This is a genomic window from Luteibacter sp. PvP120 (genome assembly GCF_054055715.1).
This window is the reverse complement of the sequence record NZ_JBSRXP010000009.1, coordinates 37,250-63,088: the sequence shown is the minus strand read 5'-3', so window position 1 is coordinate 63,088 and position 25,839 is coordinate 37,250. Positions and strand designations below refer to the sequence as shown.

The 25,839-nt window shown below is 66.3% G+C and carries 25 protein-coding genes; 13 read left to right on the top strand and 12 right to left on the bottom strand.

The window, feature by feature from the left end; all coding sequences use genetic code 11:
- Window positions 1-6: 6 nt before the first annotated feature.
- The 3 genes from ACVKN3_RS16580 to ACVKN3_RS16570 all read right to left on the bottom strand — a co-directional run bounded on the left by ACVKN3_RS16580 (window position 7) and on the right by ACVKN3_RS16570 (window position 2,358).
- On the bottom strand, window positions 7-1,020 hold the full coding sequence (locus tag ACVKN3_RS16580; protein WP_354516271.1) for a hypothetical protein: 1,014 nt from the start codon (window positions 1,018-1,020) through the stop codon (window positions 7-9).
- A 209-nt stretch (window positions 1,021-1,229) separates the two neighbouring features.
- Window positions 1,230-1,775 (bottom strand): type 1 glutamine amidotransferase domain-containing protein, encoded by a 546-nt coding sequence (locus ACVKN3_RS16575; protein WP_354516273.1) that lies wholly within the window; start codon window positions 1,773-1,775, stop codon window positions 1,230-1,232.
- A 100-nt stretch (window positions 1,776-1,875) separates the two neighbouring features.
- Window positions 1,876-2,358 carry an SET domain-containing protein gene (locus tag ACVKN3_RS16570; protein WP_036137445.1) on the bottom strand — a complete coding sequence of 161 codons (483 nt, stop codon included), beginning with the start codon at window positions 2,356-2,358 and terminating at the stop codon, window positions 1,876-1,878.
- A 151-nt stretch (window positions 2,359-2,509) separates the two neighbouring features.
- Between ACVKN3_RS16570 and ACVKN3_RS16565 the strand changes: the two genes are divergently transcribed.
- From ACVKN3_RS16565 to ACVKN3_RS16555, 3 genes are all read left to right on the top strand, one after another.
- Window positions 2,510-3,010 carry a hypothetical protein gene (locus ACVKN3_RS16565; protein WP_036137448.1) on the top strand — a complete coding sequence of 167 codons (501 nt, stop codon included), beginning with the start codon at window positions 2,510-2,512 and terminating at the stop codon, window positions 3,008-3,010.
- Window positions 3,011-3,050: 40 nt separating this feature from the next.
- Window positions 3,051-4,826, top strand: coding sequence for an acyl-CoA dehydrogenase C-terminal domain-containing protein (locus ACVKN3_RS16560; protein ID WP_354516276.1), 1,776 nt, complete (start codon window positions 3,051-3,053; stop codon window positions 4,824-4,826).
- A 261-nt stretch (window positions 4,827-5,087) separates the two neighbouring features.
- Complete coding sequence (locus tag ACVKN3_RS16555; protein WP_036137450.1) at window positions 5,088-5,564, top strand: GNAT family N-acetyltransferase; 477 nt, start codon at window positions 5,088-5,090, stop codon at window positions 5,562-5,564.
- 70 nt (window positions 5,565-5,634) lie between these two features.
- Here ACVKN3_RS16555 and ACVKN3_RS16550 read toward each other — a convergent pair whose 3' ends face one another.
- On the bottom strand, window positions 5,635-6,393 hold the full coding sequence (locus ACVKN3_RS16550; protein ID WP_285403713.1) for a SapC family protein: 759 nt from the start codon (window positions 6,391-6,393) through the stop codon (window positions 5,635-5,637).
- A 264-nt stretch (window positions 6,394-6,657) separates the two neighbouring features.
- Between ACVKN3_RS16550 and ACVKN3_RS16545 the strand changes: the two genes are divergently transcribed.
- A complete protein-coding gene (locus tag ACVKN3_RS16545; RefSeq protein ID WP_354516278.1) occupies window positions 6,658-7,266 on the top strand; it encodes an HNH endonuclease in 609 nt (202 codons plus the stop codon).
- 77 nt (window positions 7,267-7,343) lie between these two features.
- The gene (gene dxs, locus ACVKN3_RS16540; protein WP_354516282.1) at window positions 7,344-9,239 is read left to right on the top strand and encodes a 1-deoxy-D-xylulose-5-phosphate synthase; all 1,896 of its coding nucleotides are present in this window, start codon (window positions 7,344-7,346) and stop codon (window positions 9,237-9,239) included.
- A gap of 13 nt (window positions 9,240-9,252) precedes the next feature.
- On the opposite strand, the gene prmC is transcribed toward dxs, so the two are convergent.
- On the bottom strand, window positions 9,253-10,080 hold the full coding sequence (prmC, locus tag ACVKN3_RS16535) for a peptide chain release factor N(5)-glutamine methyltransferase (RefSeq protein WP_354516284.1): 828 nt from the start codon (window positions 10,078-10,080) through the stop codon (window positions 9,253-9,255).
- A 65-nt stretch (window positions 10,081-10,145) separates the two neighbouring features.
- On the opposite strand from prmC, the gene ACVKN3_RS16530 reads away from it, so the two are divergent.
- Both ACVKN3_RS16530 and ACVKN3_RS16525 read left to right on the top strand, forming a co-directional pair.
- Entirely contained in the window at window positions 10,146-11,009 is an 864-nt protein-coding gene (locus tag ACVKN3_RS16530; protein ID WP_354516286.1) for an alpha/beta hydrolase, read from the top strand.
- A gap of 47 nt (window positions 11,010-11,056) precedes the next feature.
- On the top strand, window positions 11,057-11,974 hold the full coding sequence (locus tag ACVKN3_RS16525) for an alpha/beta hydrolase (protein ID WP_354516288.1): 918 nt from the start codon (window positions 11,057-11,059) through the stop codon (window positions 11,972-11,974).
- 12 nt (window positions 11,975-11,986) lie between these two features.
- Here the strand turns inward: ACVKN3_RS16525 and ACVKN3_RS16520 are convergent, their stop codons facing one another.
- Window positions 11,987-12,889, bottom strand: coding sequence for a phytanoyl-CoA dioxygenase family protein (locus ACVKN3_RS16520; RefSeq protein WP_354516290.1), 903 nt, complete (start codon window positions 12,887-12,889; stop codon window positions 11,987-11,989).
- A gap of 140 nt (window positions 12,890-13,029) precedes the next feature.
- On the opposite strand from ACVKN3_RS16520, the gene ACVKN3_RS16515 reads away from it, so the two are divergent.
- On the top strand, window positions 13,030-14,148 hold the full coding sequence (locus ACVKN3_RS16515; protein WP_354516292.1) for a Gfo/Idh/MocA family protein: 1,119 nt from the start codon (window positions 13,030-13,032) through the stop codon (window positions 14,146-14,148).
- On the opposite strand, the gene ACVKN3_RS16510 is transcribed toward ACVKN3_RS16515, so the two are convergent.
- Together ACVKN3_RS16510 and ACVKN3_RS16505 are read right to left on the bottom strand one after the other, a co-directional pair.
- Window positions 14,145-15,167, bottom strand: coding sequence for a LacI family DNA-binding transcriptional regulator (locus ACVKN3_RS16510; RefSeq protein WP_285403682.1), 1,023 nt, complete (start codon window positions 15,165-15,167; stop codon window positions 14,145-14,147). The genes ACVKN3_RS16515 and ACVKN3_RS16510 overlap by 4 nt on opposite strands.
- Before the next feature lie 436 nt (window positions 15,168-15,603).
- Complete coding sequence (locus tag ACVKN3_RS16505) at window positions 15,604-15,996, bottom strand: hypothetical protein (protein ID WP_285403679.1); 393 nt, start codon at window positions 15,994-15,996, stop codon at window positions 15,604-15,606.
- Window positions 15,997-16,237: 241 nt separating this feature from the next.
- Between ACVKN3_RS16505 and ACVKN3_RS16500 the strand changes: the two genes are divergently transcribed.
- A complete protein-coding gene (locus ACVKN3_RS16500; RefSeq protein WP_354516295.1) occupies window positions 16,238-16,663 on the top strand; it encodes a DUF4879 domain-containing protein in 426 nt (141 codons plus the stop codon).
- Between the two features lie 357 nt (window positions 16,664-17,020).
- On the opposite strand, the gene ACVKN3_RS16495 is transcribed toward ACVKN3_RS16500, so the two are convergent.
- The 3 genes from ACVKN3_RS16495 to ACVKN3_RS16485 form a co-directional block, all read right to left on the bottom strand.
- A complete protein-coding gene (locus ACVKN3_RS16495) occupies window positions 17,021-19,705 on the bottom strand; it encodes a M1 family metallopeptidase (protein ID WP_285403669.1) in 2,685 nt (894 codons plus the stop codon).
- Between the two features lie 179 nt (window positions 19,706-19,884).
- Window positions 19,885-20,427, bottom strand: a complete 543-nt coding sequence (locus ACVKN3_RS16490; RefSeq protein ID WP_285403667.1) for a carboxymuconolactone decarboxylase family protein — start codon at window positions 20,425-20,427, stop codon at window positions 19,885-19,887.
- A 206-nt stretch (window positions 20,428-20,633) separates the two neighbouring features.
- Entirely contained in the window at window positions 20,634-21,182 is a 549-nt protein-coding gene (locus ACVKN3_RS16485) for a peroxiredoxin (RefSeq protein ID WP_036137465.1), read from the bottom strand.
- A gap of 152 nt (window positions 21,183-21,334) precedes the next feature.
- Between ACVKN3_RS16485 and oxyR the strand changes: the two genes are divergently transcribed.
- The gene (gene oxyR, locus ACVKN3_RS16480) at window positions 21,335-22,297 is read left to right on the top strand and encodes a DNA-binding transcriptional regulator OxyR (protein WP_354516297.1); all 963 of its coding nucleotides are present in this window, start codon (window positions 21,335-21,337) and stop codon (window positions 22,295-22,297) included.
- A gap of 13 nt (window positions 22,298-22,310) precedes the next feature.
- Window positions 22,311-22,916, top strand: coding sequence for a hypothetical protein (locus tag ACVKN3_RS16475; RefSeq protein WP_036137467.1), 606 nt, complete (start codon window positions 22,311-22,313; stop codon window positions 22,914-22,916).
- 4 nt (window positions 22,917-22,920) lie between these two features.
- On the opposite strand, the gene ACVKN3_RS16470 is transcribed toward ACVKN3_RS16475, so the two are convergent.
- Complete coding sequence (locus ACVKN3_RS16470) at window positions 22,921-23,439, bottom strand: adenine phosphoribosyltransferase (protein ID WP_354516299.1); 519 nt, start codon at window positions 23,437-23,439, stop codon at window positions 22,921-22,923.
- A 99-nt stretch (window positions 23,440-23,538) separates the two neighbouring features.
- Here ACVKN3_RS16470 and ACVKN3_RS16465 point away from each other — a divergent pair, with 99 nt between their 5' ends.
- Window positions 23,539-25,266, top strand: a complete 1,728-nt coding sequence (locus tag ACVKN3_RS16465) for a glutamine--tRNA ligase/YqeY domain fusion protein (RefSeq protein WP_354516301.1) — start codon at window positions 23,539-23,541, stop codon at window positions 25,264-25,266.
- Window positions 25,266-25,823, top strand: a complete 558-nt coding sequence (locus ACVKN3_RS16460) for a nucleoside deaminase (protein WP_354516303.1) — start codon at window positions 25,266-25,268, stop codon at window positions 25,821-25,823. Before ACVKN3_RS16465 ends, ACVKN3_RS16460 begins: the two co-directional genes overlap by 1 nt.
- Window positions 25,824-25,839: the final 16 nt, after the last annotated feature.

The following is a 25,839-nucleotide window of genomic DNA, read 5'->3' as shown; positions in this document are numbered from 1 at the left end:
GCGGGCTCAGTTTCCCGTGCGCCGTGCCCGCTCGGCGTTCTCCTGGTCCATCGCTTTCAACGGCGTATCGGTCGGGCACCCTTCGGGCACGCGCTCGTCCTTACGGTAGGCGGCGATGCACTCCGCCTCGCTGCGGACGGGTACGGCACCGGGCAGATCTTTCACCAACGGGTTGGCCGGGGCCATGTTCAGGCGGGTGTCGCCGTCCTTGTGCGCCGCCTTCGACGGGTCTTCGCCACCGCAGCCCACCGGCAGCACGAAGAACACCGTGGAGCAGTTCACCCGCACGCCGTGCCCCAGGTCCACCGTTTTCTTCACCGTGGTCTTTTCGATCGCCCGGCGCATGCCCTGGCTGAGCACGTTCTCGTCGCGCGGCGCCCAGTCCTTCTCGAACCGGGTCTGCGTGTAGGTCACGGTGGTCTTGTGCGACATGACACCCGCCGCGTCCGTGGGCCGTGGCGGCGTGTAGTCGGAACCGCCCGAACCCGGCGCACCCTTGGGCAGGGCGATCGAGCCGTCGGCCCCGAAGACGCCGCTGGCCGGAGCCGTCGCCGCCGGGGGCGCGTCGGACGGCGTCACTGCGGGGGTGACCTCGTCCGGTTTCTTCTTGCGGGGCGGCGGTTCGGGGCGTGTAGCTTCCGCCGAGCGCACTTTCGGAGGTGGTTCGGTGACCGGTGGCGGCGGGGGCGCCGAGGGGACCGCGGGCGGCGGGGCACGGTCGATGAAGCGCACCTCGAGCACGTCGGGCGGCCCGTGCGGCACGTAGAAACCGATCTGCACACGCGGCTGCATCTCGTAGCTGACCACGACGATCAGCAGGAGATGAAGAAGGATCGCAGCGGCTATCGCCAGCGTAACGCTCAACCGGTCGCGTGGGACGGGCCGTCGCTGCCGCATCGTACGCAGCGTGGCCAGCGTAGCGGGATCGAGCGGCGTCAGGCCGTCCGGCCACGCGCCGTCGCCGGCGGGGAGCCGACGGGTCTCGACGAACGACGGTGGCGCCTTGCCGGGGTAATGCACGCGCGGGGGTGTCCCTTCGGGCCGTGGAAAGTCGCGGAGCTTAGCCCGTCAAGGGTAAGCAGGGCGTATGCCCGGGCTTTCAGACCACGTGGAACGGCGAAGATTCCCCCTTGCGCCCCGACGCAACGCGGGCCCCGTCATGGCGGGGCCCGCGATTCCCGCGCTTCGCCGATCGGCAACGACCGGCGAAGCAGGATCACGACACGGTCTCAGCCGGCCAGCGAGGCGATCACGGCCTTGGCAAACGCGGGAATGTCGTCCGGCTTGCGGCTGGTGATGAGATTGCCGTCAGTGACCACTTCGCTGTCTTCCCAACGGGCACCGGCGTTGCTCAGGTCCTGCTTCAGCGAGGGCCACGAGGTCACTTTCTTGCCATCGACCAGACCGGCATTGATCAGCGTCCACGGGCCGTGGCAGATCGCCGCCACCGGCTTGCCCGACGAGGCCACCGCCTTGACGAACGCCAGCACGGTGTCGTCCGTGCGCAGGTTGTCCGGATTGATCACGCCACCGGGCAGCACCAGCGCGTCGTACGAACCGGCATCGGCCTTGTCCAGCGCGACGTCCACGTTGACGCTGATGCCCCAGTCCTTCTTGTCCCACGCTTTGATCTGCGCTGCACCGCCCGGTGCGATGACATCGACCTTGGCGCCCGCTTCTTCAAGCAACCGCTTCGGCTCGGTCAGCTCCGACTGTTCGAAACCGTCGGTTGCGAGTACCGCGATACGCCGGCCGTCGAGTGATGTGTTCGCCATGGATGTCTCCTCGGATAAGTGTGGTCCGAGGATGGATGCGACGACATGAGCACGACGTCGCGCATGTGTCGCCACATCGTGAGCGGGCTTTCCGGACGACTCAGGCTGCCGCCTTGCGCTTGGGCTTCAACATCGTGCCGATGCACTGCGGCGACCCGCACAGGCAGGCCCAGATCTTCTTCAGGCGCGCGGTGTGCGGCATGTCCAGCGTGATGCCGTAATCGTAGGTGAGCTCTTCGCCGGGCGCGATGTCGCGAAGCGCTTCGATGAGCACGCGATCTTTCTTCGACGGCTTGCCTTCCACCGCCTCTTCGATGACGGCCTGGCAGTTGGGATCGCAGCCGTGGTTGATCCAGCGGGCCGTATTGCCGTTGCTGTTGCCGTCGACGATGTATTTCTCGTTCAGCGTGAACAGGAAGGTGTGGCCGGTTTCACCGCCATCGCCGTATTTCTTGTCGGCCTGGGCGTGGGTGATGATGTCACCCTTGTATTCGACGATCTCTTCGCCGGCCTTGATGGGCGCGGTGGCGAAGACGCCGTTTCCGTGAATGGGCGAACGTCGTGCGGCGATGCGTCGGGTCATGGGCGGCAATCGGTGTCTTTGGAAGATAAGCGCTGATGATGCCTGCTACCTTCCCGCTTGGGAACCGCGTTTCAAACGCACGTCTCGCGCACCCGGGGGCCCGGCGCTACCATCGGGCCCCTGTTCGTCGCTGCCCGTGGAAACCCAGGGAATGATCCCGACCGTTCGCACCTGCCTCGCCCGCCTCATGCCCATCGCCTGCGTGCTGCTGCTCGCTGCCTGCGGGCCCGCCAGGAAAAGCGTGTTCCCGCCGGCGGTGACGCTGCAGGAAGTCACCGCCAAGCCGGGCGGCGTCTGGCACCTGACCCTGCGCATCCGCAACAACAGCTATGGCGGCATGGCCTTCCAGAGCTTCCAGGGCACCCTGCGCGTCGGTGACCTGGGCGGCGTGCTGATGGATGTGAAGGTGGACCAGGACATCCCCTCGTTCGCCGCCGACGTAGCCAGCATGGACCTCGTGCCCACGCCGGAGATGAGCCGCGCGCTGGCCGAGCTGGCTGCCAAGGGCAGCGCCGGCTCGCTCCCCTACACCATCGATGGCCACATCGTCGCGCTGCCGGAGCAGGAAAAGACGCCCCGCTCCTTCGAGGTGCACGGGCGCAACTGGCTCTCGCCGGTACCCGGCATCCCCGATACCTATCGCTCTCCCTGATCCCACCCAGCCGCGCGCGCCGCGACGCCAGGACCCCGACATGACGCTCTACAAAGCCCCCCTCGACGACATGCGTTTCACCCTTTACGACGTGCTGGGCGCGGAAGCCGTGCTGGCCCGCCTGGACGGCGGCGAAGCGCACACGCGCGACCTGCTCGACGCCGTGCTCGACGAAGCGGCGCGCTTCAACGAGCAGGTGCTGGCACCGCTGAACGCCAGCGGCGACCAGGAAGGCTGCCACTACGACAAGGCCACCGCGTCGGTCACCACGCCCAAGGGGTTCAAGGAAGCCTATCGGCAGTACGCCGACGGCGGCTGGGCCGGGCTGACCGCCGCCGAGACGTTCGGCGGCCAGGGCCTGCCCATCGTGCTCGGCGCGCTGACCAAGGAAATGATCGACTCGGCCAACCTGGCCTGGGGCATCTATCCGCTGCTCTCGCACGGCGCCACCGACGCGCTCGAGCACCATGGCGACGCCTGGCAGCAGGAGGTCTTCCTGAAACCTCTGGTGGAAGGACGCTGGACCGGCACGATGTGCCTCACCGAACCCCAGGCCGGTTCCGATCTCGGCCTGCTGAAGACGCGCGCCGAACCCAACGACGACGGCAGCTACCGGGTCACCGGCACCAAGATCTTCATCAGTGCGGGCGAGCACGATTTCGTCGAGAACATCGTGCACCTGGTGCTCGCGCGCCTGCCCGACGCCCCCGCCGGCAGCCGCGGCATCTCGATGCTCGTGGTGCCGAAGTTCAAGGTTGGCAAGGACGGCGCGCTCGGCCAACGCAACGCCGTGGCGGCCGGCGCCATCGAGCACAAGATGGGTATCAAGGGATCGGCCACCTGCGTCATGAACTTCGACGATGCCCAGGGCTGGCTGGTCGGCCCGGCGCACAAGGGCCTGGTCGCGATGTTCACGATGATGAATGCCGCGCGCCTAGCGGTGGGTATCCAGGGCCTGGCCGTTTCCGAGCGCGCCTTGCAGAACAGTCTTCACTACGCCCGCGAGCGCCTGCAGATGCGCGCACTGTCGGGCGCGAAGTTGCCGGAAAAAGCGGCCGACCCGCTCACCGTCCACCCCGACGTGCGCCGCATGCTGCTCACCCAGCGTGCCTTCGTCGAGGGCGGCCGTGTGCTCGCCGCCTATGCCGCGTTGCAGGGCGACATCGAAGCGCGCGATCCCGATCCGCAGGCCCGCAAGGAGGCCGGCGAACTGCTTTCCTTCCTCATTCCCATCGCCAAGGGCCTGCTTACCGAAGCCGCGCAGGAATGCACCAAGGAAGCCCTGCAGATCTTCGGTGGCCACGGCTATATCGCCGAACACGGCATGGAACAGTTCGTCCGCGATGCCCGCATCATCACGCTGTACGAGGGCACCACGCAGATCCAGGCTCTGGATCTCCTGGGCCGCAAGGTCATGCAGTTGCAGGGCGCCGGACTAAAGCATTTCCTGGGCGAGATCTCGGCGTTCTGCCAGGCCCACCAGGGCAACGACACGCTGACGCCCTTCATCGGCCCGCTGGCGATCGCCGCCAAGACCTGGGGCGATCTCACCCAGGCCATCGCCAGGAGCGCGCAGGCGAATCCGGAAGAACTCGGTGCTGCCGCCGTCGATTACCTGTACCTGTCCGGCTACGTCACCCTGGCCTACTGCTGGGCCCGCAGCGTGCTGGCCGCCGAGGGCTCGAGGCTGTCCGCGGACGGCAAGCAGGCCAAGCGCGATACCGCCAGCTTCTACTTCAGCCGCATCCTCCCGCGCATCCACATGCACAAGGCAGCGATCGACGCCGGCGTAGCCACCCTGCCCGAGGTGCTCTGACACGTCGCACCGCCGGGGCGGCATCGCGCAGCGGTGCGCATCGCACCACGTACGCGGCATCACCCCGCGTGGACGGCATCACCCCGCGCATACGGCATCGCCCCGCATATACGGCATCGCCGCTCCTGTAGGAGCCGGCGATGCCGGCGATCCCGCGGCAGCGGCCCCCTCGCCGCACCGCCAAAGGGACTTTTCCCCACACCCCCGAAGGTGTAGAAAAGGCTACCGGCCAGTCTCCCCACCGCAACGGTGCCCGACACGATGAGCGCTTCCCCGTTCCTGATCCGTCTCGCCGAAAGCGACGATGACGAGTTCATCCTTGGCCTGCTCCATCGCTTCGTCGACTTCCCGCTGCCCAACGGCCGCACCAAGACGGATTGCCTCAAGGGCATCGAATCCGACCTGGTCAGGCACCTCGACGAGCAACCGTCCAACAGCTACATCTTCGTCGCCGAGAATCAGGACGGCGAGCCGGTCGGCTTCGTCCACCTGCAGAAGACGAAGGATTTCTTCACCCATCGCGACAACTGCCACATCTCCGATATCGCGGTAGCCAAGGCACACGAAGGCGACGGCGTCGGCACGTTCCTGCTCGACCACGCCTATGCCTGGGCCAAGGAGCACCGCTGCCAGTTCGTCACCCTGGCCGTGTTCCCCGGCAACGAGCGGGCGCGCGAGATGTACGTCAAGCATGGCTTCGACACCGACCTGATGCGCCTGGCCAAACCTGTCCGGTAGGACGCTGGTGGCGCCGGGAACAAAAAAAGGCTGCCCTGGGCAGCCTTTTTTCGGCCATCGGCAAAGGCGATCAGACCTTCGCGACGGCGCCTTCCTTCTGCTCGCGCACGTCGAGGCGTGCGGCCATGCGATCGATGTTGGCCAGCGACACCAGGTGCGCGTAGATCCAGCCGAAGGCGCCTTCGCGGAGGAACTCGCCGGCTACCTTCTCGTCGAGGGCGCGCAGCTTCTCTTCGTTGATGACGAACAGGCCGTTGAGGTTGATGCCCTTGCCTTCCTTCTGCAGGGTGATGGTGCGCGGCTCGAGCAGGTCGTGCTCGCGCAACTTGCCCATGAACCACTGCGTGCGGGCGACGTGGTCCTGGAATTCCCCCAGGAAGTTCACGGCGTTGGTCAGGGCCGGCGCGTCGGTGCCGTCCTCGTTGAACAGGCGCTCGCCCTCGGTTTCGTTGAAGCCTTCGTAGGCCTCGTCGAGGAAGACGGTGAAGTCGTCACCTTCCGTACCGGCGGGCTTCTCGGCCAGCACGAACGGGTAGCGGCGCACGAAGGCCGGGATGTACAGGCCCTGCTCCCAGAAACCGTTCTCGCCCACCAGCAGGTTTTCACCCTGGCGCAGGCCCAGGAGGGCCATCGGACCGGCTTCTTCCATGCTGTTGCCGGCGAACAGGATGGGGACGTCGCGCGAGGCGGGGGCGAATTCGACGCCCGTGAGGGGCACGGAATGCGCGGTGGCCGCGAAACGGATGTTGTTCACCGCCTTGAGGCGGAGATCGCGATGCGCGGTGCGGTTCAGGGGAACCGGACGCTCGTAGAAAAGCACTTCAGCCACTGTGAAACCCTCATGGACCCGCCGGACCTGGGAAGCCACCCCGGCCCCCCTTCCAAACCCGCGCAGGCATATACGAACCCCCACTATATCAGTGCCGCATGACCGCCACAGCACCGCAAGAAGCATACCGGGCGTGTGCAATTCGGTCGCAATTATCGGCTATGCTCGGGCAAACCCGCTTCAAAGGGGTGGGATCGCTTACCCGATCCGCACGGAGTTCGGCTGACTGGAACGCTCTTTCGCACGTGTGAAGGACGAGACCCGATGACGATGGAAGTGCTACACGAAGACCTGCCGAGGGTGACCGCGCTGCACACCACGCGCGTGCTCTCGCTCGACGCCGCCGGCCGCATCCTTGACTGGATCAGCTGGCAGGATGCCGTCTGCCTCTATGTGCGCGGCGTGGTGGCCTGGACGCTGGGCGACCCCTGCCTCACCGTGCACGGCGGCACCAGCCGGGCCAACGGCCTGCAAAGCACGCTGGACCTCCACCCCATCGTGGCCAGCACGGGCCATTGCCGCGAGCACGCGATCGACCCGGCGCCGGCCCTGACCAACACCGCCCTGTTCGCCCGCGACCGGCACCTTTGCCTGTACTGCGGCCACCACTACACGCGTCACGAACTCACCCGCGACCATGTGATTCCCCTGTCCAAACGCGGCGCGGACGAATGGGAAAACGTAGTCAGCGCGTGCCTGGCCTGCAACCTGCGCAAGAGCAACCGCACCCCCCAGCAGGCCAACATGCCCCTTCTGGCCGTGCCCTACCGGCCCAGCTGGGTCGAGCACCTGATCCTGTCCAATCGCAATATCCTGGCCGACCAGATGCAGTTCCTGATCAGCCATTTACCAAGGGATCGGCGCCCCGCCTGAGGCCTGGCCGGGCTTCGCCCGCAAACTTTCACACCCCATCCCTTGCCCCGGCCTCTCCGGAGGCCAACAATACGGGGATGAACGACCTCTCCCGCTATCCCTATCTGGCGCAGATCGAATCGCCGGAGGACCTCCGGCGTTTCCCGGTGGACGAACTTCCAGCGATCGCCGATGAACTGCGCCGATACCTGATCGAGGCCGTGGCCTCGTCGGGCGGGCATTTCGGCGCGGGGCTGGGCGTGGTCGAGTTGACGGTGGCCCTGCACCACGTGCTGGACACCCCACGCGATCGTCTTGTCTGGGACGTGGGCCACCAGTGCTATCCGCACAAGATTCTCACCGGTCGTCGCGACCGCATCACCACCATCAAGAAGAAGGACGGCCTGGCGCCGTTCCCGCGCCGCGAGGAAAGCGAATACGACACCTTCGGCGTCGGTCATTCGTCCACCTCGATCTCGGCCGCCCTGGGCATGGCCATCGCGCTGCAGCGCCGGGGCGACCCGCGCAAGGTCGTGGCCGTGATCGGCGATGGCGCGATTACCGCGGGCATGGCCTTCGAGGCGCTTAACCACGGCGGCGACGTCGAACCGAACATGCTGGTGATCCTCAACGACAACGGCATGTCGATCAGCGAAAACGTCGGCGCGATGACCAAGATGATGGCCCGCGCCATGTCCAGCCGGCGGCTCAACGCCCTGCGCGAGCGCGCCAAGAAGGCCATGCCGCGCGAGTCCTTCTTCGGCCGCTTCTTCAAGCGCTGGGAAGAACACGCCAAGGGCATGTTCGTGCCGTCCACCCTGTTCGAGGAACTGGGCTTCCACTACACCGGCCCGATCGACGGGCACAACATGCCCCAACTGGTGCAGGCGCTGGAAACGGTCAAGGACCTGCCCGGCCCCCAGCTCATCCACGTGATGACCACCAAGGGCAAGGGCTACGAGCCCGCCGAGAAAGGCCCCATCGAGTACCACGCCGTCGGCCCGTTCGATCCCGTCGCCGGACTGGTGAAGAAGGGCGCGCCGGCCAAGCCTACCTACACCGACATCTTCAGCGACTGGCTGTGCGACATGGCTGCCAGCGACGAGCGCCTGCTCGGCATCACGCCTGCCATGCGCGAAGGCTCGGGTCTGGTCCGTTTCTCGCGGGAATACCCGCAGCGCTACTTCGACGTGGCCATCGCCGAGCAGCATGCCGTAACGCTGGCCGCGGGCATGGCCGTGGAGGGCGCCAAGCCGGTGGTGGCGATCTACTCCACCTTCCTGCAACGTGCCTACGACCAGGCCATCCACGACGTGGCGCTGCAGAACCTCGACGTCACCTTCGCCATCGACCGCGCGGGCGTAGTGGGGCCGGACGGCGCCACGCATGCCGGCAGTTTCGACCTGTCGTTCATGCGCTGCCTGCCGAACATGGTGATCATGGCGCCGGCCGACGAGAACGACTGCCGCACCATGCTCAGCACGGGCTTCCATTACAAGGGGCCGGCCGCCATCCGTTACCCGCGCGGCACCGGCCCGGGCGCGAAGATGGCCGAGACGCTGGAAACCTACCCGATCGGCAAGGCCGAGGTGCGCCGACGCGGTCGCCACGGCCTGGCGATCCTCTCCTTCGGCACCATGCTGGCCCCCGCCGCCGTGATCGCCGGCGAAATCGATGCCACGCTGGTCAACATGCGCTTCGTCAAGCCGCTGGATGCCGAGCTGATCCTGGAGCTGGCTCGTACGCACGAGGCCTTCGTCACCCTGGAGGACAACGCCATAGCGGGTGGCGCCGGCGCAGGCGTGGCCGAGTTGCTGGCCGCCAATGGCATCACCCAGCCGATCCTGCACCTGGGCCTTCCGGACGTCTATCTGGAACACGGCAGCCGCGAGGAAGTCCTGACCATGGCCGGCCTCGACCTGCCCCAGATCCGCCGCGCCATCCTGGCGCGGTTCCCGCAGTTCGTCGCGAAGGACGTGGCGAGCGCCGGCTGAGTCCGGCGCAGCGTCAGGGTGTGAGGGCCTTGCATCCGCCGGACACCCGGTCACGGTCTTCGAGATCCTGCGCCGTGAACACGTCCTGCAGGCTGCACGATGCCAGCACGGTGCGGACGTCTACCCCCTGGTTCCAGCCATGCTCCACGAGCAACCATCCGCCCGGGTGCAGATGGTCTGGCGCGCCGGATGCGATACGCCGGATGTCGTCCAGGCCGTCGCTGCCCGAGGCCAGCGCGCTGGCAGGCTCGAAACGAAGGTCCCCCTGGTCCAGGTGCGGGTCGTCCGATTCGATGTAGGGCGGGTTGCTGACGATCAGGGCGAAACGCTCGCCCGCCAGCGGCGCGAACCAGTCGCCGGCAAGGAACCTTACCCGCGTCAGGCCGAGACGGTCGGCGTTGCGCCGGGCAACCTCGAGCGCCGCCAGGCTGGCGTCCACCGCCGTCACCGAGAGATCGGGCCGTTCCTTCGCCAGCGCCAGGGCGATGGCCCCGCTGCCGGTGCCCAGGTCGACCACGCTCGCGCCCCGCGGCAGGCGTTCCAGTGCCAGTTCGACCAGCCGCTCGGTATCCGGGCGCGGGATCAGCGTGGCGGCCGTGACCTCGAGCGTCATCGACCAGAAGTCGCGGGTGCCGGTGATATAGGCCACCGGCTCGCCGGCGGCGCGCCGTTGCACTAGGCCGGCGAACCGTTCCGCCATGGCGGGATCCAGAGCGTCGCCCGCATGGGCGAAAAACCAGGCCCGATTTACCCCCACCACGTGCGCGAGCAGCAGCTCGGCCTCGAGGCGATTGCCGAGGTCGATGGTGGACTGGCGCAGGAGGGTGCGGACATCGGTCATCGACGCATTCTAGCCCGCGCACCCTGGGAAGACGCCGGTAAGGTGGCCGCGGCTACAATCGCGCCATGTCGCTTCGCGCCGCCCTCCTCCTGCTGGTCCTGCTCCTCGGCGGGTGCAAGGCCGCGTTCTTCGACGCGGTGAATCTGCGCCAGCCGACCGATGGCGTGGTATCGCATCGGGACATCATCTACGACACCGCGACAGGCACGGCACTGGACGTCTACGCGCCCGCCCACGCCCGGCATGCACCCGTCGTCGTGTACTTCTACGGCGGCAGCTGGATGGGCGGCCGGCGGCAGTGGTTTCGCTGGATGGGCGAGGCCCTGGCCGCGCGTGGCGTGGTGACGGTAGTCGCCGACGTCCGCTTGTGGCCGACCGTGCGGATGAAAGGGTTTCTCCACGATGCCGCCGAAGCCGTGCGCTGGACGCGCGACCACGCCGCCACGTTCGGCGGCGATCCGCACGACGAATTCGTGATGGGGCATTCGTCCGGTGGGCAGATCGCCGCCATGCTCGCCGTGGACAAGCAATGGCTGGCCGCGGTGGACATGCGGCCGCGCGAGCTCGCCGGCATCATTGGCGTGGCCGGCACCTACGACTTCATTCCGTTCGACGAGCCCGCATTCGCCGATATCTTCGGGCACAGCGCCACCGAACAGGCCCTGTCGCAGCCGATCAACTTCGTGGACGGCGACGAGCCGCCCGCGCTCATCCTGCAGGGTGAGGACGACACCATCGTGTCGCCAGCCGAAGCCGTCGCGTTCGAAGGCCGTTATGCCCAGCAGGGCGAATCCGTGGAACTGCGTCTCTATCCCGGCCTCGGCCACGAAGGCCTGCTGCTCGCTTTCGGTCCGCGACGGGCCACAGCCCCCGTACTCGACGACACGCTGGACTTCATCGGCCGCCATCCGGTTGCCCTCGAGCACTGATCCCGCGCCGTGCATCCGTTTTCACGGCCGGTCCGTAAGCTCTGTTCATGACCCGACTCTTCTTTGTCACGCTCGGCACCCTCCTGCTTTCGGGCTGCCAGTCCGTCCTGTTCGGCGCGATCAACGCGCGGCAGTCCTCCACCGGCGTCGTGGCCCACCACGACATCGTCTACGACCCGACAGAGGGCCTGGCGCTCGACGTCTACGGTCCCGTGCAGGCAAAGAACGCACCTGTGGTGGTGTTCTTCTACGGCGGCAGCTGGAAGAGCGGCAAACGCCAGTGGTATCGATGGGTGGGTGAGGCCCTGGCGGCCCGCGGCATCGTCACCGTCGTGCCGGACTACCGCCTCTGGCCGAAGGTGAAGCTGGACGGCTTCATGGGCGATGCGGCCAAGTCGGTACGCTGGGCGCACGACCGGGTGGGCGAGTACGGTGGCGACCCCTCGCGCATCGTCGTGATGGGCCATTCCGCCGGCGGTCATATCGCCGCCATGCTGGCGACCGACGAACACCGACTGGCGATGGTCGGCATGCGTCCCCGCGACCTGGCCGGCTTCATCGGCCTGGCCGGTCCGTACGACTTCCTGCCACTGAAGCAGGACGACTTCATCGACATGTTCGGGCGCAGCGCGGCGGAGCAGGCGCGTTCGCAGCCGGTCAATTTCGTCGACGGCGACGAGCCGCCTGCCTTGTTGCTACAAGGGCAGGACGATTCCACCGTCAGGCCGTCCAACGCGCTGTCGTTGCAGCGGCGCTACCAGGCACAGGGCGAACCGGTCGAGGTAAAACTGTACCCGGACATGGGCCACATGGGCATCCTTTTCGCCCTTCGCGGCGGCAAGGATGCCGCACCGGTACTGGACGATGTGGTCCGCTTCGTCCAGCAGCGGGTTCACCAGCCGGCGGCGCGCCCTGCCGCTGCCGCTGCCGCTGCCGCTGCCGTGCCCGTTCCCGCAGGGCACTGACGCCACCCGGCCTCAGCGCGCCTTCATGACGTCGCGGCCCTCGGCGTTGCCGCCGCGTGCCGCATCCAGCACCTCCGGGTACGGGTAGTTCAACCCCAGCAACTGGCGGATATCCGGACTGGCATCCCTGACGAACGCCGCGGGCAGCGAGGCCGGCAGGTCTTCCATCGGCTTGACGAACTTCGGCAGGTACTGGGTGATGATCGCCGAGCGATCGACGGTGCTTCGATTGGGCATTGCGCAATGCCACACGGCACCGAAGAAGATCACGGTGTCGCCCGGCTGGCCGAGCATGCGCTCGCAGCGTTCGAAGAAACGATCATCGTCCTGCGGGTAATGCAGGTCACGCTGCGAGCCCGGCACGTAGGCCGTCGCACCCGTTTCCTCGGTGAAGGGGTCGAGCATGATGGTCGCCTGCGCGTTGAGCGGAAAGCGTGAATGGATGCGCGCCGGATGCGTCTGCGGCGAGTGGTAATCCCAGTAGGGGTAATCGATGTGTGGCTCCTGCCCCGGACCGCCCGGAAGGATACGATTGGCGGCGATCGATCCCATGATGAACTCGCTGCCGATGAAGGCGCGCATCACCTGCATGATCACCGGATGCGCGGCCATCCGCGAGAACACCTCGCCCTTGGCCAGCAGGTTCCAGACGCGGCGCTGCAGGTTGAGCCGACCGGCCCGCTCCGCATCGCCCTGGAAGTGCGTGACCTTGTCGCCGCGCTGATCGGCGTCGGACTCGCGCATGACGATGGCCCGCGCCTCGGCGATCTCCGCCGGCGTAAACAGACCGCGCAAGGTGATCGCACCGGCACCATCCAGCAACTCGTTGACGATGAATCCGGTGTCGAGCGTGTCTTCAGTAAAGACACGAAGTTCGATCGCAGGACGGCGGGCAGTCTGGGCGGAGGCATTCATGGCAACTCCTGCGCGGGGCGCGTTGGCGTGTCGACCGTTTCAGGCGGCTCGGGCACTACGCTAGGCCGAATTGCAAGCGCTTGCAAACCGCACTGCAGCATCCGTAGAGTCGACACTCCCCCTCTCTGGAAAACCACGCGATGAGCGAGCTGAGGATCGGCCTGATCGGCGCGGGATACATGGGCAAGGCCCACACGCTGGCGCTGCACGGCGTGGCGGCGACGTTCGACACACCGCTGCGCCCCGTGTGCGAGATGCTTGCCACCTCCACCGCCGACGGTGCCGCATCGCATGCCCAACGCTGGGGATGGCGTCGTTCGACAGGACACTGGCGTGAACTCGTCAACGACCCGGCCGTGGATGCCGTGATCGTCGCCACCCCACCGCGCACTCACCTCGACATGGTGATGGCCTGCGTGGCCGCGGGCAAACCGGTGTTCTGTGAAAAACCGCTCGGCGCGAACGTGCGCGAATCACTGGCCATGACGGAGGCGGTCGAAGCCGCGGCTATCGCCAACATGGTCGGCTTCAACTACATCCGCACGCCCGCCAGCCAGCTCGCCCGGCAGATCATCGCCTCCGGGGAGATCGGCGAGGTGATCCAGGTGACCGCGGAGCATGTCGAGGATTACCTGCACGACCCTGCCCTGCCCGCCTCGTGGCGCACGCGCATCGCCACGGGCACCGAGGCCGGTGCGCTCGGCGATGTCGCCTCGCACATCGTCAACGCGTGCCTGCGCCTCGTCGGGCCCGTCGCCAGCCTGGTCGCGGATACCCGCATCGTCCAGGCGACACGCGCGGGCGACACGGGACCGGAGCCCGTGGAGAACGACGACCTCGGCCAGATGCTGCTGCGCTTCGTCAACGGCGCCACCGGCAGCCTCAGTTTCAGCCGCATGGCCGCCGGCCGAAAGATGGGCTACACCTACCGCATCACCGGCACCCGCGGCGCCCTTGCCTTCGACCAGGAAGACCAGAACGCCCTGTGGCTTTACGACGCCAGCCGCGAGCCTGCGCGACGCGGCTTCCAGAAGCTGCTGATGGGCCCCGCGCATCCCGACTACCTGGCTTTCAACCAGGGCACCGGCCACGGCACCGGCTACAACGAGCAGATCGTGATCGAGGCACGCGACTTCCTGCAGGCCGTGGCCACCGGCACGCCGGTCTGGCCGACCTTCCGCGACGGTTACGCGGTGGACCGGGTGATCGACGCGGCGCTGGTATCGAACCGCGAGCGCCGCTGGGTCGATGTGGGCTAGCGCTCGCGCAGGCTTCGGCGCAGCACCAGTTCGCAGGGAAACAGCCTGCTGCGCGGCACCGTGTCGGCATCGTCCATCCAGGCCACGATGCGCTCGATGGCGTGCAGCACCATTGGGCGAATGGGCTGACGCACGGTGGTCAGCGCATAGGACGCCCACGCTGCCAGCGGCATGTCGTCGAAGCCGACGATGCTGATGTCATCCGGCACAGCCAGACCGCGCTCACGGCAGGCGTCGATCGCCCCGAGCGCCAGGACGTCGTCGGCGCAAAACACGCCGTCGATGGCGGCATCGCTGTCGAGCAACGCATGCATCGCCCGCTGGCCGTGCTCGTGCGTGTAGTTGCCCGCGTGTACGGTGTGCCGCAGGGAACGTCCGGCCGCGGCAGCGAAGCCGGTGCTGCGATCGATGGTCGACGCGTCGTGGGCGGAGCCGCCGAGGAAGGCCAGCCGACGCAGGCCACGCTGGCGCATCGCCTCGGCCACCAGGCGACCACCAGCGACGTTGTCCACCGTCACCACGGGCACGGGCGACGAACGCCCCGGGCGGCCGAACACGTGCATGACCGGCAGGCCCGCCTGGCGACAGGACGCCGCGAAGCCCGCCGGCGGTGCCGACGTGGCGATCAGCACGGCGTCGACGTTGTACTGCCGCACCATGTCGATGGCCGCCTGGCCGTCGTCGTCCTCGCCCAGGTTCGCCAGCAGGGGCCGAAGACCTCGCGCCTGCAACTCCCGCGTGAACAGGTCGAAGACTTCCATGAAGGTCGGGTTACCGAAGTGGTTGGAAACCAGCCCGATCAGCTTCGTCCGCCCCGTCATCAGGCTGCGCGCCAGATGGTTCGGCCGGTATCCCAGGCGATCCGCCGCCTCGGTCACACGCTGCCGTGTTTTCGCCGAGACGCTGGCGCCGACGGTAAACGTACGCGACACCGCGGACATGGACACACCCGCCGCCTCTGCGACATCGCGGGCGGTGGCGGTGGCAACGCGCGGCGGCGTGGATGGTCTGGATGACATGGGACAAGGTTAGCGCAAGGGGCGGACGGCCGGGCTAAGTTGATGCACGTACCTGGATTGCACGATCCGATATCTCCGGCTGGAGGGATGACAAGAGCGAAAAGGCTCTTCGCGTATGACGGAGTATCTCCCGAAGCCAATGCCAAAGCCTGAGTCGCTGGCATGGCGCGGCGACGAGGCGCCGGGTGGTCACACTCTGCGCTCGAGCAGCGGCCGCAAGCGGCCGAACTCGCTCAGAGCGTAACCACCCGCCACCTCTGCGACGACAGAGGCAGGCGGGGATGGAGAGCAAAACGTCGGCCCTCGTCATATCGTCGAGATAAGTAACAGTCTTCGTATCCGTTTTTCCTGACTTGAATACGCAACAGAATCAGCGAGGCGCGGACGGATCCATTCGGTACAAGGGAGGGACCACAACGTGGACCCGTATCTTCCATCAGGCCACTACCGAGATATGGACCGAACGATCTTCCATGATTCGCATGCGCTCGGCGAGTCCTTCGTACCAGGCAGCCAAGGCCGGATAGCCATTGTTTCGATCGAATTCGGCGATCGCCTTGATGTTTGAAGAAAAATCGATAGGTACATCCGGTTGATCTGCATACCACTCACCCGGAATGGAATTGAACATAGACGTGGCGTCATCAGGATCGATCTTGTCTTGCGCGATCATGTCGTCAAGATAGGCCTGCAGTTGCCGTGGCGTTATATATGAAAAATCGATCCGTTGTGTCGAACGCGCACTCGACTCCGATTGATCGACAGCAGCGGCACGACTCACCGATGCCTTCATAGTCGCTTCTCCTGGAAGGAGTTGATTGGTCTTCATTGAAGATATTTCCACGATTCGCTTCTCCAGAAAGGTAGACAACGAAAGCAGATCAGCATGTCAAGCAACAGATGCGGGACACATGTCGCGGAAGAAACCTACGTGATGCAAAGGAGTCAAGGTTGGGCACAAGAGCGAAGTGCATTGGCTTACACCAGCAATCACTTGCGGCTGATATCGCCAAAAGCGGTGTAGCCGCACCATCGGCCTCGACCGACCTAGTCGTTCATGAAGAACTTCAATGAAAACATTTCTAATCGCAGCAAGCCTGCTCGTCGTGTCACCTGTGCAAGCAAGGCTTCTGAGCAACAACCTAAACAATGCTTACGTCTACTCGGTGACATCTTCCAAGGGCGGAACCGAGCTTGTTAAAGATCGATTGGCAACAGCACGTGACCACGGCGGCGCATGGATGCAGATCACTACGGACGACGTAGGCTACGGTCACAACGCGCAAGCCCGGTTGCTAGGCACTCCTCTGCGTGAGATCCGCAGTGAGGCGCTGTGCAACGTCAACGGACAACCCCGGCCCTGTCACGGCCGCGGCACCGTCATAGGCTATCGCCGCACCTGGGATGCCAGCGGTCGCGAGGGCGGCAACTTCCAGTACATGGTGATTCCTAACGGCGTGGGCGGTCCGGTGCGCATCGACTTCCAGATCCGCTGATCCCCGAAGGATTCTCCCCCGATTACCGCAGAAGATATGTCGGGCCGCGAAAGTGACACTCGCTGCATCGCCAAAAACGGAGTCTCCCGTGTGGAACCGCCCAAGGTCGCCCACGCTTTGCTCTACGCACACGCTACCTCTGTCGTCGCAGAGGCGCTGGGTGGTTACGCTCTGAGCGAGTTCGGCCACTTGTGGCCGCTGCTCGAGCGCAGAGTGTGACCACCCGGCGCCTCGTCGCCGCACCATGCGAGCGACCGCAGCTCTGGCTTCGGGACAGTCCACACTTACACGCAAAGAACAAAAAAGGCCGGGCGATTTCTCGCCCGGCCTTTGACCGCAACCTACATCAGTTGACGATCAGCGCGTAATCGTCTTCGGGTCCTGCTTGGCCTTCAGCGCCGCGCACAGCAGCGTCTGTTCGCTGGTCTGCGCGAGACCACGATCGGCGCCACTGACCTGGCCAAGGCGGGGCTTGAAGAACGCATCCATGCGATCGGCTTCCGCCTTGGAGCAGCTGCCACCGGCCGCCATTGCCGGCAGCTGGCCACCGGCGAAGCTGCCGGTACGCGCCACGATCTTGTCGTAGTTCGCGGTGAACCACGTCCACAGGTCGTTACGCGTGGCTTCCGTGGCACGACCGCCACGCAGCACCGCCGCCATCTCGCCGACCTTTACATCCTTGCCCAGGGCGAAGTCGCGTGCCTTGTTGGCCAGCGCCGCATCCTTGGTGGAGGCAAGCGCGGAAAGCATCGCGTTGCGCTTGGCCGGATCGGAAGTCTTGGGGATCTCCGCGATCAGCGCATCGACGGCCGGCGCGCCACGTTCCTGCACCGCCACGCCCAGCGCATCGGCCAGCAGGTCAGGATCAGCCGCGTCGAGGTCGAGGTGGCCATCCTTCGTCTGCAGTGCGGCATCGCCCTGCTTGAGCATCTCCGCGCGTACCGAGGGCTCGGCGATGTCGTCGTCGCCCAGGAAACCCACCAGCGCCGTGCGGGTCAGCGTGTCGTTGTCCGCCTCACCGACCTTCTTGCGGAAGCCGAGGCCCTTCAGCTTCGGCAGGTAGGCATCGACGGCCCACTGGCGCAGGTGGCTCTTCTGCGCATCGGTGACGGCTTCGTGGTTGAGGATCCAGTCGAAGGTCATCAGCGGGGCGGTGAACACCTCGCGGGTCTTCGAGGCTGTCAACGGCTTCATCGCGGCAAGCACGTCGCCGGCATCGATGTCGCCGTGCTGGAACGCCGCGCGCACGGCATCGGCGTACGCCAGCTGCTCGGCATCGCTGAGCGTACCCACCACCTTGGCCAACGCCGCGAGGTCACCCTTGCCCTGCGCGAAGCGGTAGTAGCCGCGACCGTCGGCATTGGGCATCACCCAGGTGTTCTTCGCCGCGCCGTCGAGCACCATCGTGCCGGTGGCCTGGTCGAGCAGCTGGCACGCGACCTTGCTGGCTCCCGCGCCGGTACCGTAACGCACGCACATGGGCACGCCCCACACGCGGCTGGCGTCCCCCGTGCTGCCCAGCGGCAGGTAGCGACTCTGCGTCAGGTGCAGCACCGTCTTGCCACCTTCGGTCTTCACCTCGGTGGTGACATACGGCACGCCCGACTGGTCGAGGAAGCTGCGGAACGCCTTCTTGAAGGCATCGCCCTGGCCCGCGGCCTCGGCGATTGCGTCGATCAGGTCGTCGGCCGTGGCATTGGCGAACTTGTGCTTCTGGATGTACGCGCGCATGCCTTTCTGGAACACCGGCTCGCTGACGTAGCCTTCGAACATACCTAAGACGGCGGCGCCCTTCTGGTAAGTGATGCCGTCGAACGCGGTCTCGATGTCGCCGTTACCGGTGATCGGCTGGCGGATCTTGCGGGCGCTCACGAGGCTGTCGTTGTTCATGGCGCCCTGGGCACCGCGGACGCGATCCAGGTCGGCACGGTATTCCGGATGCACCTTGCTGGTGACCTTCTGCTGCATCCAGGTGGCGAACGCCTCGTTTAGCCACAGGTCGTCCCACCAGGCCATCGTCACGGTGTCGCCGGTCCACTGGTGGGCCAGCTCGTGCGCGTTGACGTTGAACGAGCCGCGTACATACTGGGCGGCGGAATCCGGATCGATGAGCAGCAGCCAGTCGCGGAAGGTGACCAGGCCGGCGTTCTCCATCGCACCCGCGCTGAAGTCCGGCGCGGCGAGCAGGTCGAGCTTGTCATACGGGTAGCCGAAGCCGTAATAGTCCTCGAGCGTGTGGATGATGGCGTTGGTCTCACCCAGCACGTGTTGCATGCGATGGCCCTCGCCCTTGGCGGCGATGCCGCGCAGCGGCGTGGCGGTGGGGCGGTAGGCGGTCGGGCTGATGTCCGGGCCCTTCACCACGTCCCACGGGCCCACGGCGAACGCGACCAGGTAGGTGGGCAGCGGCTTGGTGGTGGAGAAGGTGAGGGTTTTCCAGCCGGCGGCGGCTTTCTCTTCCTTGACCTGCGCGGTATTGGCCACGCCCTGGTCGTCGGACGGGATGGTCAGGCTGAGGTCGAACGGCACCTTGAACGACGGCTCGTCGAAGCCGGGGAACGCGTAGCGCGCCGACACCGGCTCCATCTGGGTCATGGCGTAGGGCACGCCCTCGTGGGACACCTTGTACAGGCCCTGCAGCTGCTTGTTCAGTGGCGCGGTGAACGCGATGGCGACGGTGATCTCGCCCTGCAGCTTCGCGCCGAGCTCGACCTTCGCCACGCCTTCCTTCTCGGCGGCGACGGTGTACTTGCCGGTGTGCGTCTTGCCGGCGGCATCGGTCACGGTGACCTTGGAGACCTTAAGGTCCTTGCCGTGCAGCCAGATGAAATCGGACGGCTGCGCCAGCTTGATCCGGATGGTCGAGGAGCCGGAATAGTCTTCCTGCCTGGGATCGACCTTGAACGCGAGCTTGTAGCTTTCCGGCTGGGCCCAGGCCGGCAGGTGGCCGAGCGGCGGCGCGGCGTCCGTGCCGGCGGCGAGCGCTGCGCCACAGCAGGTGGCGAGCGCGGTGAGAACGAGAGGACGGACGAAACGACGCATGATGGGTGGGACTCCCCTTTGGGTAATCCCCCATCCTGCAAACAGGGTGATTTTTGACACAGTGCCAGAAGGCACCCTTTTGTCGTTGCGGTGCGGCATGAAACAGGAGCATCGCCTACATCGTGGCGAGGCAACCTTGGTAAAGCATCGCCCACATCGTGGGCTCCTACATGGCTTGATTAACCGGCCGCTTCGGCTTGCTCGAGGACGACGCCGACGGCGTGGATAACCGAGGCGATGCGTACGGCGCTCTGGATGGCCTGGACGGAAATACCGCCATCGCGCAGCACTTTGTCGTGCGAATCGATGCACATGCCACAGCCGTTGACCGCGGAGACGGCCAGGGAGACCAGTTCGAAATCGTTCTTGGCATCGCCCTTGTAGGCGCCGATGACGTTCATGCGCAGCTTGGCGGGGATGCTGGCGTATTCCGGGTGGCTCACCAGGTGCTGGAAGCGGTAGTAGATGTTGTTCATGCCCATGATCGCTGCCGAGCCCTTGGCGGCGGTCACCTGCTCGGCCGAGGCATGCTCCGCGGCGAAGGCGGCGATGGCCTGGGTCAGCGGCTTGTAGCGGGTGGAATAGGCGGCACCGAGGGCCACCATGGCGATCTGGGCAAGGTTCAGGCCCGGGGCACCCGCTTCGCTCAGGACCGTATCGAGGTTGAGCTTGAGGTCCTTGGCATAGTCGGGAATCTGGCTACGAAGATCGGCGACGCTCATGGGATGCACCTTGTGTCTTTGGAAAGAGGGGAAAGGAGGGCGCGGACGACCGCGGCACGCACGGTGCCGGTTCGCGCGAAGGGCGCGGATCGTGTCCGGGATACCTTGAAAAACGGGCGGCGAAGCGAACTTCGCCGCCCGTGGGGCTGCCCGCGCCACGCGGGGGGAGGGAGCGGAGCGGCGCGGGACTTACAACCGCTGGTGCATCAGGCGACCTTGAGGGTCTCTTCGCCCGACTTCCAGTTGCAGGCGCACAGTTCGTCGGTCTGCAGGGCGTCCAGCACGCGGAGCACTTCGTCCGGGTTGCGGCCAACCGAACCGGCCGTGACGTAGGCGAACTGGATCTCGTTGTTCGGATCGACCAGGAACGTGGCGCGCTGGGCAACGCCGTCGGCCGTGAGGATACCGAGTGCCGAGGTCAGGTCCTTCTTGATGTCCGCCAGCATCGGGAACGAGAGGTCCTTCAGGTCGGCGTGGTCCATGCGCCAGGCGCGGTGGACGAACTCGGAGTCGGTCGAGGCGGCCAGGATCTGGCAGTCGCGGTCGGCGAACTTCTCGTTGAGGTCGCTGAAGCCCTTGATCTCGGTCGGGCAGACGAAGGTGAAGTCCTTCGGGTAGAAGAACACCAGCTTCCACTTACCTTCGTACGACTTGTCGGTGATGGTCGTGAACGCGTCTTCGATCTTGTTGGCCAGGGGGCCACCGTTCACGGCCAGCAGGTTGAATTCCGGGAATTTATCGCCGATGGTCAGCATGTTTTCGACTCTCCGTTACGGGTTGTTGGTTTCGTTGCGCGCTTGGTGACGCGACTGAATACCAAGGTTAGCCCGCTGCGGCGATTATCTCAAATCGATTGTAGGCATCAGTGTGATAGGCTGCATCTATTGATCTGCCTCGAGCCGCCGCCATGAACCTGCGTGACCTGCAGTACCTCGTCGCCCTTGCGGAACACCGCCACTTCGGTCGCGCCGCCGAGGCCAGCTTCGTCAGCCAGCCCACGCTGTCCACCCAGATCCGCAAACTGGAAGACGAGCTGGGTGTCGCGCTGGTAGAGCGCACGCCGCGAAAGGTGCTGCTGACCGAAACCGGCGGAGAAATCGCACGGCGCGCCCGTGGGGTGCTGTCGCAGATCGACGAGATCAAGGCGATCGCCCAGCGCACGCGCGATCCTGAGTCGGGCACGATCCGCCTGGGCATCTTCCCCACGCTGGGGCCTTACCTGCTGCCACACGTGGTGCCGCCGCTGCGGGCGCGCTTCCCCCGCCTCGAGCTGTTGCTGCGCGAGGAGAAGACCGAGCAGGTGCTGCACATGCTGCGCGAGGGCACCCTGGATGCCGGCATCCTCGCCCTGCCCGTCCACGACGATTCGCTGCACGTGGAATTCCTGTTCGAGGAGCCGTTCGTCCTTGCCGTGCCTAGCGGACACCCCCTCGCGGGCCACGCGCCGCTGCGCATGGATGACCTTTCGGACCAGAACCTGCTGTTGCTCGAGGACGGGCACTGCCTGCGCGACCAGGCACTGGAGGTCTGCCACATGGCCGGCGCCGCCGAGAAGACCGGATTCCGGGCGACCAGCCTGGAAACCCTGCGCCAGATGGTGTCGGCCAACGTGGGCATCACGCTGTTGCCTGCCCTGGCCGTGCAGGCCCCGGTAGCCCAGTCGCCCAATGTGGACCTGATCGCCTTCGCCGCGCCGGCACCCAGCCGCCGGATTGCCATGCTGTGGCGCAAGAGTTCCGCCATGACGCCGTTTTTCGAGGCGCTTGCGGCCATCGTCCGCGACCTGCCCGCCGCCCTGTTCGATCCACGGGGAACCGCGCCACGTCAACCAGAAAGGGTTTCGGGCGTTGGCCCCTCATCATCCTACTGACGGTTCTCGCGGCATGCGCTTCTGGCTGGTCCTCCTGCTCATCCTGTGTGGCTGGGGCGGTTACGCCTGGTGGCAGCACCATCCGGTGCACGACGCGCCCGGCGTCCTCGCGGGCGACACTCCCGACCAGGAGGACCTCGGCCCGGGCACGGTGCTCAACCGCGGGCACTACACGCTGGCGCCCCGCGCGAAGTTCGCCATGACCGGCCGCGTGCTGTCACGCGAGGACTACCAGCTGGACGACCTGGCGCCGATCGCCCCGACGGACCTCGCGCTGGGCTGGGGGCGCATGTCGGACACCGCGGTGCTGGACAAGATTCGCATCTCCCAGTCCAACCGCTTCTACTTCTGGTACACGGACCACTTCCCGATACCCCGCAAGGAGATCGAGGACTCCAGCGCCAACATGCACATGATTCCCGCCAACGACAACGCAGCGCGCGAGCTGCGCCACGTGCGCCCGGGCGACGTGGTCCACTTCGACGGTTTCCTGGTGGACGTGCGGCGCGACGATGGCTGGCAGTGGAAGACATCGCTGACGCGCGAGGACACGGGTGCCGGCGGGTGCGAGATCGTGCTCGTGGAGGACCTGCGCGAGGAAGGCCCACCCCGACGCTGAGGCGTCAGGACCCGACCAGGGCGTACAGGGGCGCGTCACCTGACCACCGAGACCGCCCGTTCAATCCCGCCAGTTCCAGCACCACGCTACCGCCGCAGACCTCGGCCCCAAGTCGCTCCACGAGCCGACGCGCGGCTTCCAGCGTGCCACCGGTAGCCAGCACGTCGTCCACCACGATGACCTTCTCTCCCGGTGCGATGGCGTGCGCCCCGATTTCCAGGCGATCCAGGCCGTACTCCAGGCCGTAGTCGAGCCCGACCACGGGCGGCGGCAACTTGCCGGCCTTGCGGACAGGCACGAAGCCGGCGTCCAGCGCCCGGGCCATGGCGGCGCCGAAGATGAAACCGCGCGACTCGATACCGCACACGGCACCGATGCCCTTGCCGAGCCAGGGTGCGCACAAGGCGTCTATGCAGGCGGCAAAGGCCGCCGCATCGGCCAGGAGCGGGGTGATGTCCTTGAACATGATGCCCGGACGAGGAAAGTCGGGAACGTCCCGGACGAGATCGGATAGGGGCGACATGCCGCCAAGCTAACCCGCGTCCGCGCCGGCGGCAAGCGTGTCGCGCCCAAGGAAGGTAAACTTCCGCGTTTGCCGCGCCCTACCTGCCGAGTCCAAGCGATGTCGACCGAAACGCCCGTCCTGCCGCAGAACTTCATCCGCCAGATCGTCCGCGACGACCTCGCCGCCGGCAAGCACGCGACCATCCGCACGCGCTTCCCGCCCGAGCCCAACGGCTACCTGCATCTGGGCCACGCCAAGTCGATCTGCCTGAACTTCGGGCTGGCGACCGACTACGCCGGCGTGTGCAACCTGCGCTTCGACGACACCAACCCCTCGAAGGAGGACGTGGAATACGTCGAGGCCATCCAGCGCGACGTCACCTGGCTGGGCTTCGACTGGGCGGAACTGCGCCACGCCTCGGATTACTTCGAGGTGTTCTACCGTTCGGCGCTGAAGCTGATCCGCAAGGGCGTGGCCTATGTGGACGACCTTTCGGCCGAGGAAGTCCGCGACTACCGCGGCACGCTGACCGAACCGGGCCGCAACTCGCCCTTCCGCGACCGCTCCATCGAGGAAAACCTCGACCTCTTCCAGCGCATGCGCGCCGGTGAATTCGCCGACGGCAGCAAGACGCTGCGCGCGAAGATCGATATGGCCTCGGGCAACATCAACCTGCGCGACCCGGCGCTCTACCGCGTACGCAAGGTGCACCACCAGAACACCGGCGACGCCTGGCCGATCTACCCGATGTACGACTTCGCGCACTCGCTGTCCGACGCGCTGGAAGGCATCACGCATTCGCTGTGCACCCTGGAGTTCGAAGACCACCGGCCCCTGTACGACTGGTGCGTGGACCACGTGGACCTTGCAAACGATCCGGCCCTGTGGGCATCGCTGGCCGCCGCCGGCGTGCCGACCACACCCAGCAAGCCACGCCAGATCGAGTTCTCCCGCGGCAACCTCAACTACACCGTGATGAGCAAGCGCAAGCTGATCACGCTGGTCACCGAGCGCCTGGTGGACGGCTGGGACGATCCCCGCCTGCCGACCATCGCCGGCGTCCGCCGTCGCGGCTTCACCCCCGCGGGCATCCGCCTGTTCTGGGAACGCATCGGCGTCAGCAAGCAGAACAGCACCATCGACATGAGCGTGCTGGAAGGCGCCGTGCGCGACGACCTCGACGGCACGGCACCGCGGCGCCTGGCCGTGATCGACCCGGTGAAACTGGTCATCACCAACCTCGACGCCGCGCACGCCGAATCGCTCACCTTCCTCAACCATCCGAAGGACGACAGCTTCGGTACCCGCAGCGTGCCGTTCTCGCCTGAACTGTGGATCGAGCGCGACGACTTCGCCGAGGTGCCGCCGAAGGGCTTCCATCGCCTGAAGCCGGAGGGCGAGGTCCGCCTGCGCGGCGTCGGCATCATCCGCTGCGACGAGGTCATCAAGGATGCGGACGGTCAGGTCACCGAGCTGCGTTGCACGCTCGACCTCACCTCGCGCACCGGCATGCCCGGCGCCGATCGCAAGGTCAAGGGCACCATTCACTGGGTGAGCGCGCGCGATGCCATCCCGGCGGAGATCCGCCTGTACGACCGCCTGTTCGACGTCACCGACCCCGACGACGATAGCGATGGCAAGACCTACAAGGACCACCTCAACCCGGCATCGCGGCGCATCGTCCGCGGCTATGTCGAACCCGCGGCCGCCGCGGCATCCGCGGAGGAGCGCGTGCAGTTCGAGCGGTTGGGGTATTTCGTGGCCGACATGCACGACCACGCGGCCGACGCGCCGGTGTTCAACCGCATCGTCACCCTGCGCGATTCCTGGGCGAAGCAAGCCTGATGCTGTACGCACAGGTTCATCTCACCCTGCCGGCCTGGGTCCATGAAGCGGTCGATACTGCCGTGCCCTACATCGGCGACGAGGCCAAGGTCGGCCTGGCCATCGACCTGTCCTCGCGCAACGTCGACCTGGCCACGGGCGGGCCGTTCGGTGCCGTGGTGTTCGACGGCGCCGACCGCATCGTCTCGGTCGGCGTCAATCGCGTGGTGCCGCACAGCTGCTCCGTCGCGCATGCCGAGATGATGGCGTACATGACGGCACAGCAACGCCTGCAGCGTTTCCGCCTCAACGAGGACGGCTCGCGCTTCGTGCTGGCCACCAGTTCGCAGCCCTGCTGCCAGTGCTTCGGCGCCACCGTATGGGCGGGTATCGACGAGCTGCTGATCGGCGCCCGCTCCGAGGATGTCGAGGAACTGACCCCGTTCGACGAAGGCCCGCTTCCCGCCGACTGGGTGGGCGAACTGGCGCGGCGCGGCATCGCCGTACGTCGCGACATCCGCCGCGAGGATGCCCGGGAGGTCTTGCGCCGCTACGGTGAATCCGGGGCCGCGTATTGAGCGGCGCACCCGCCCG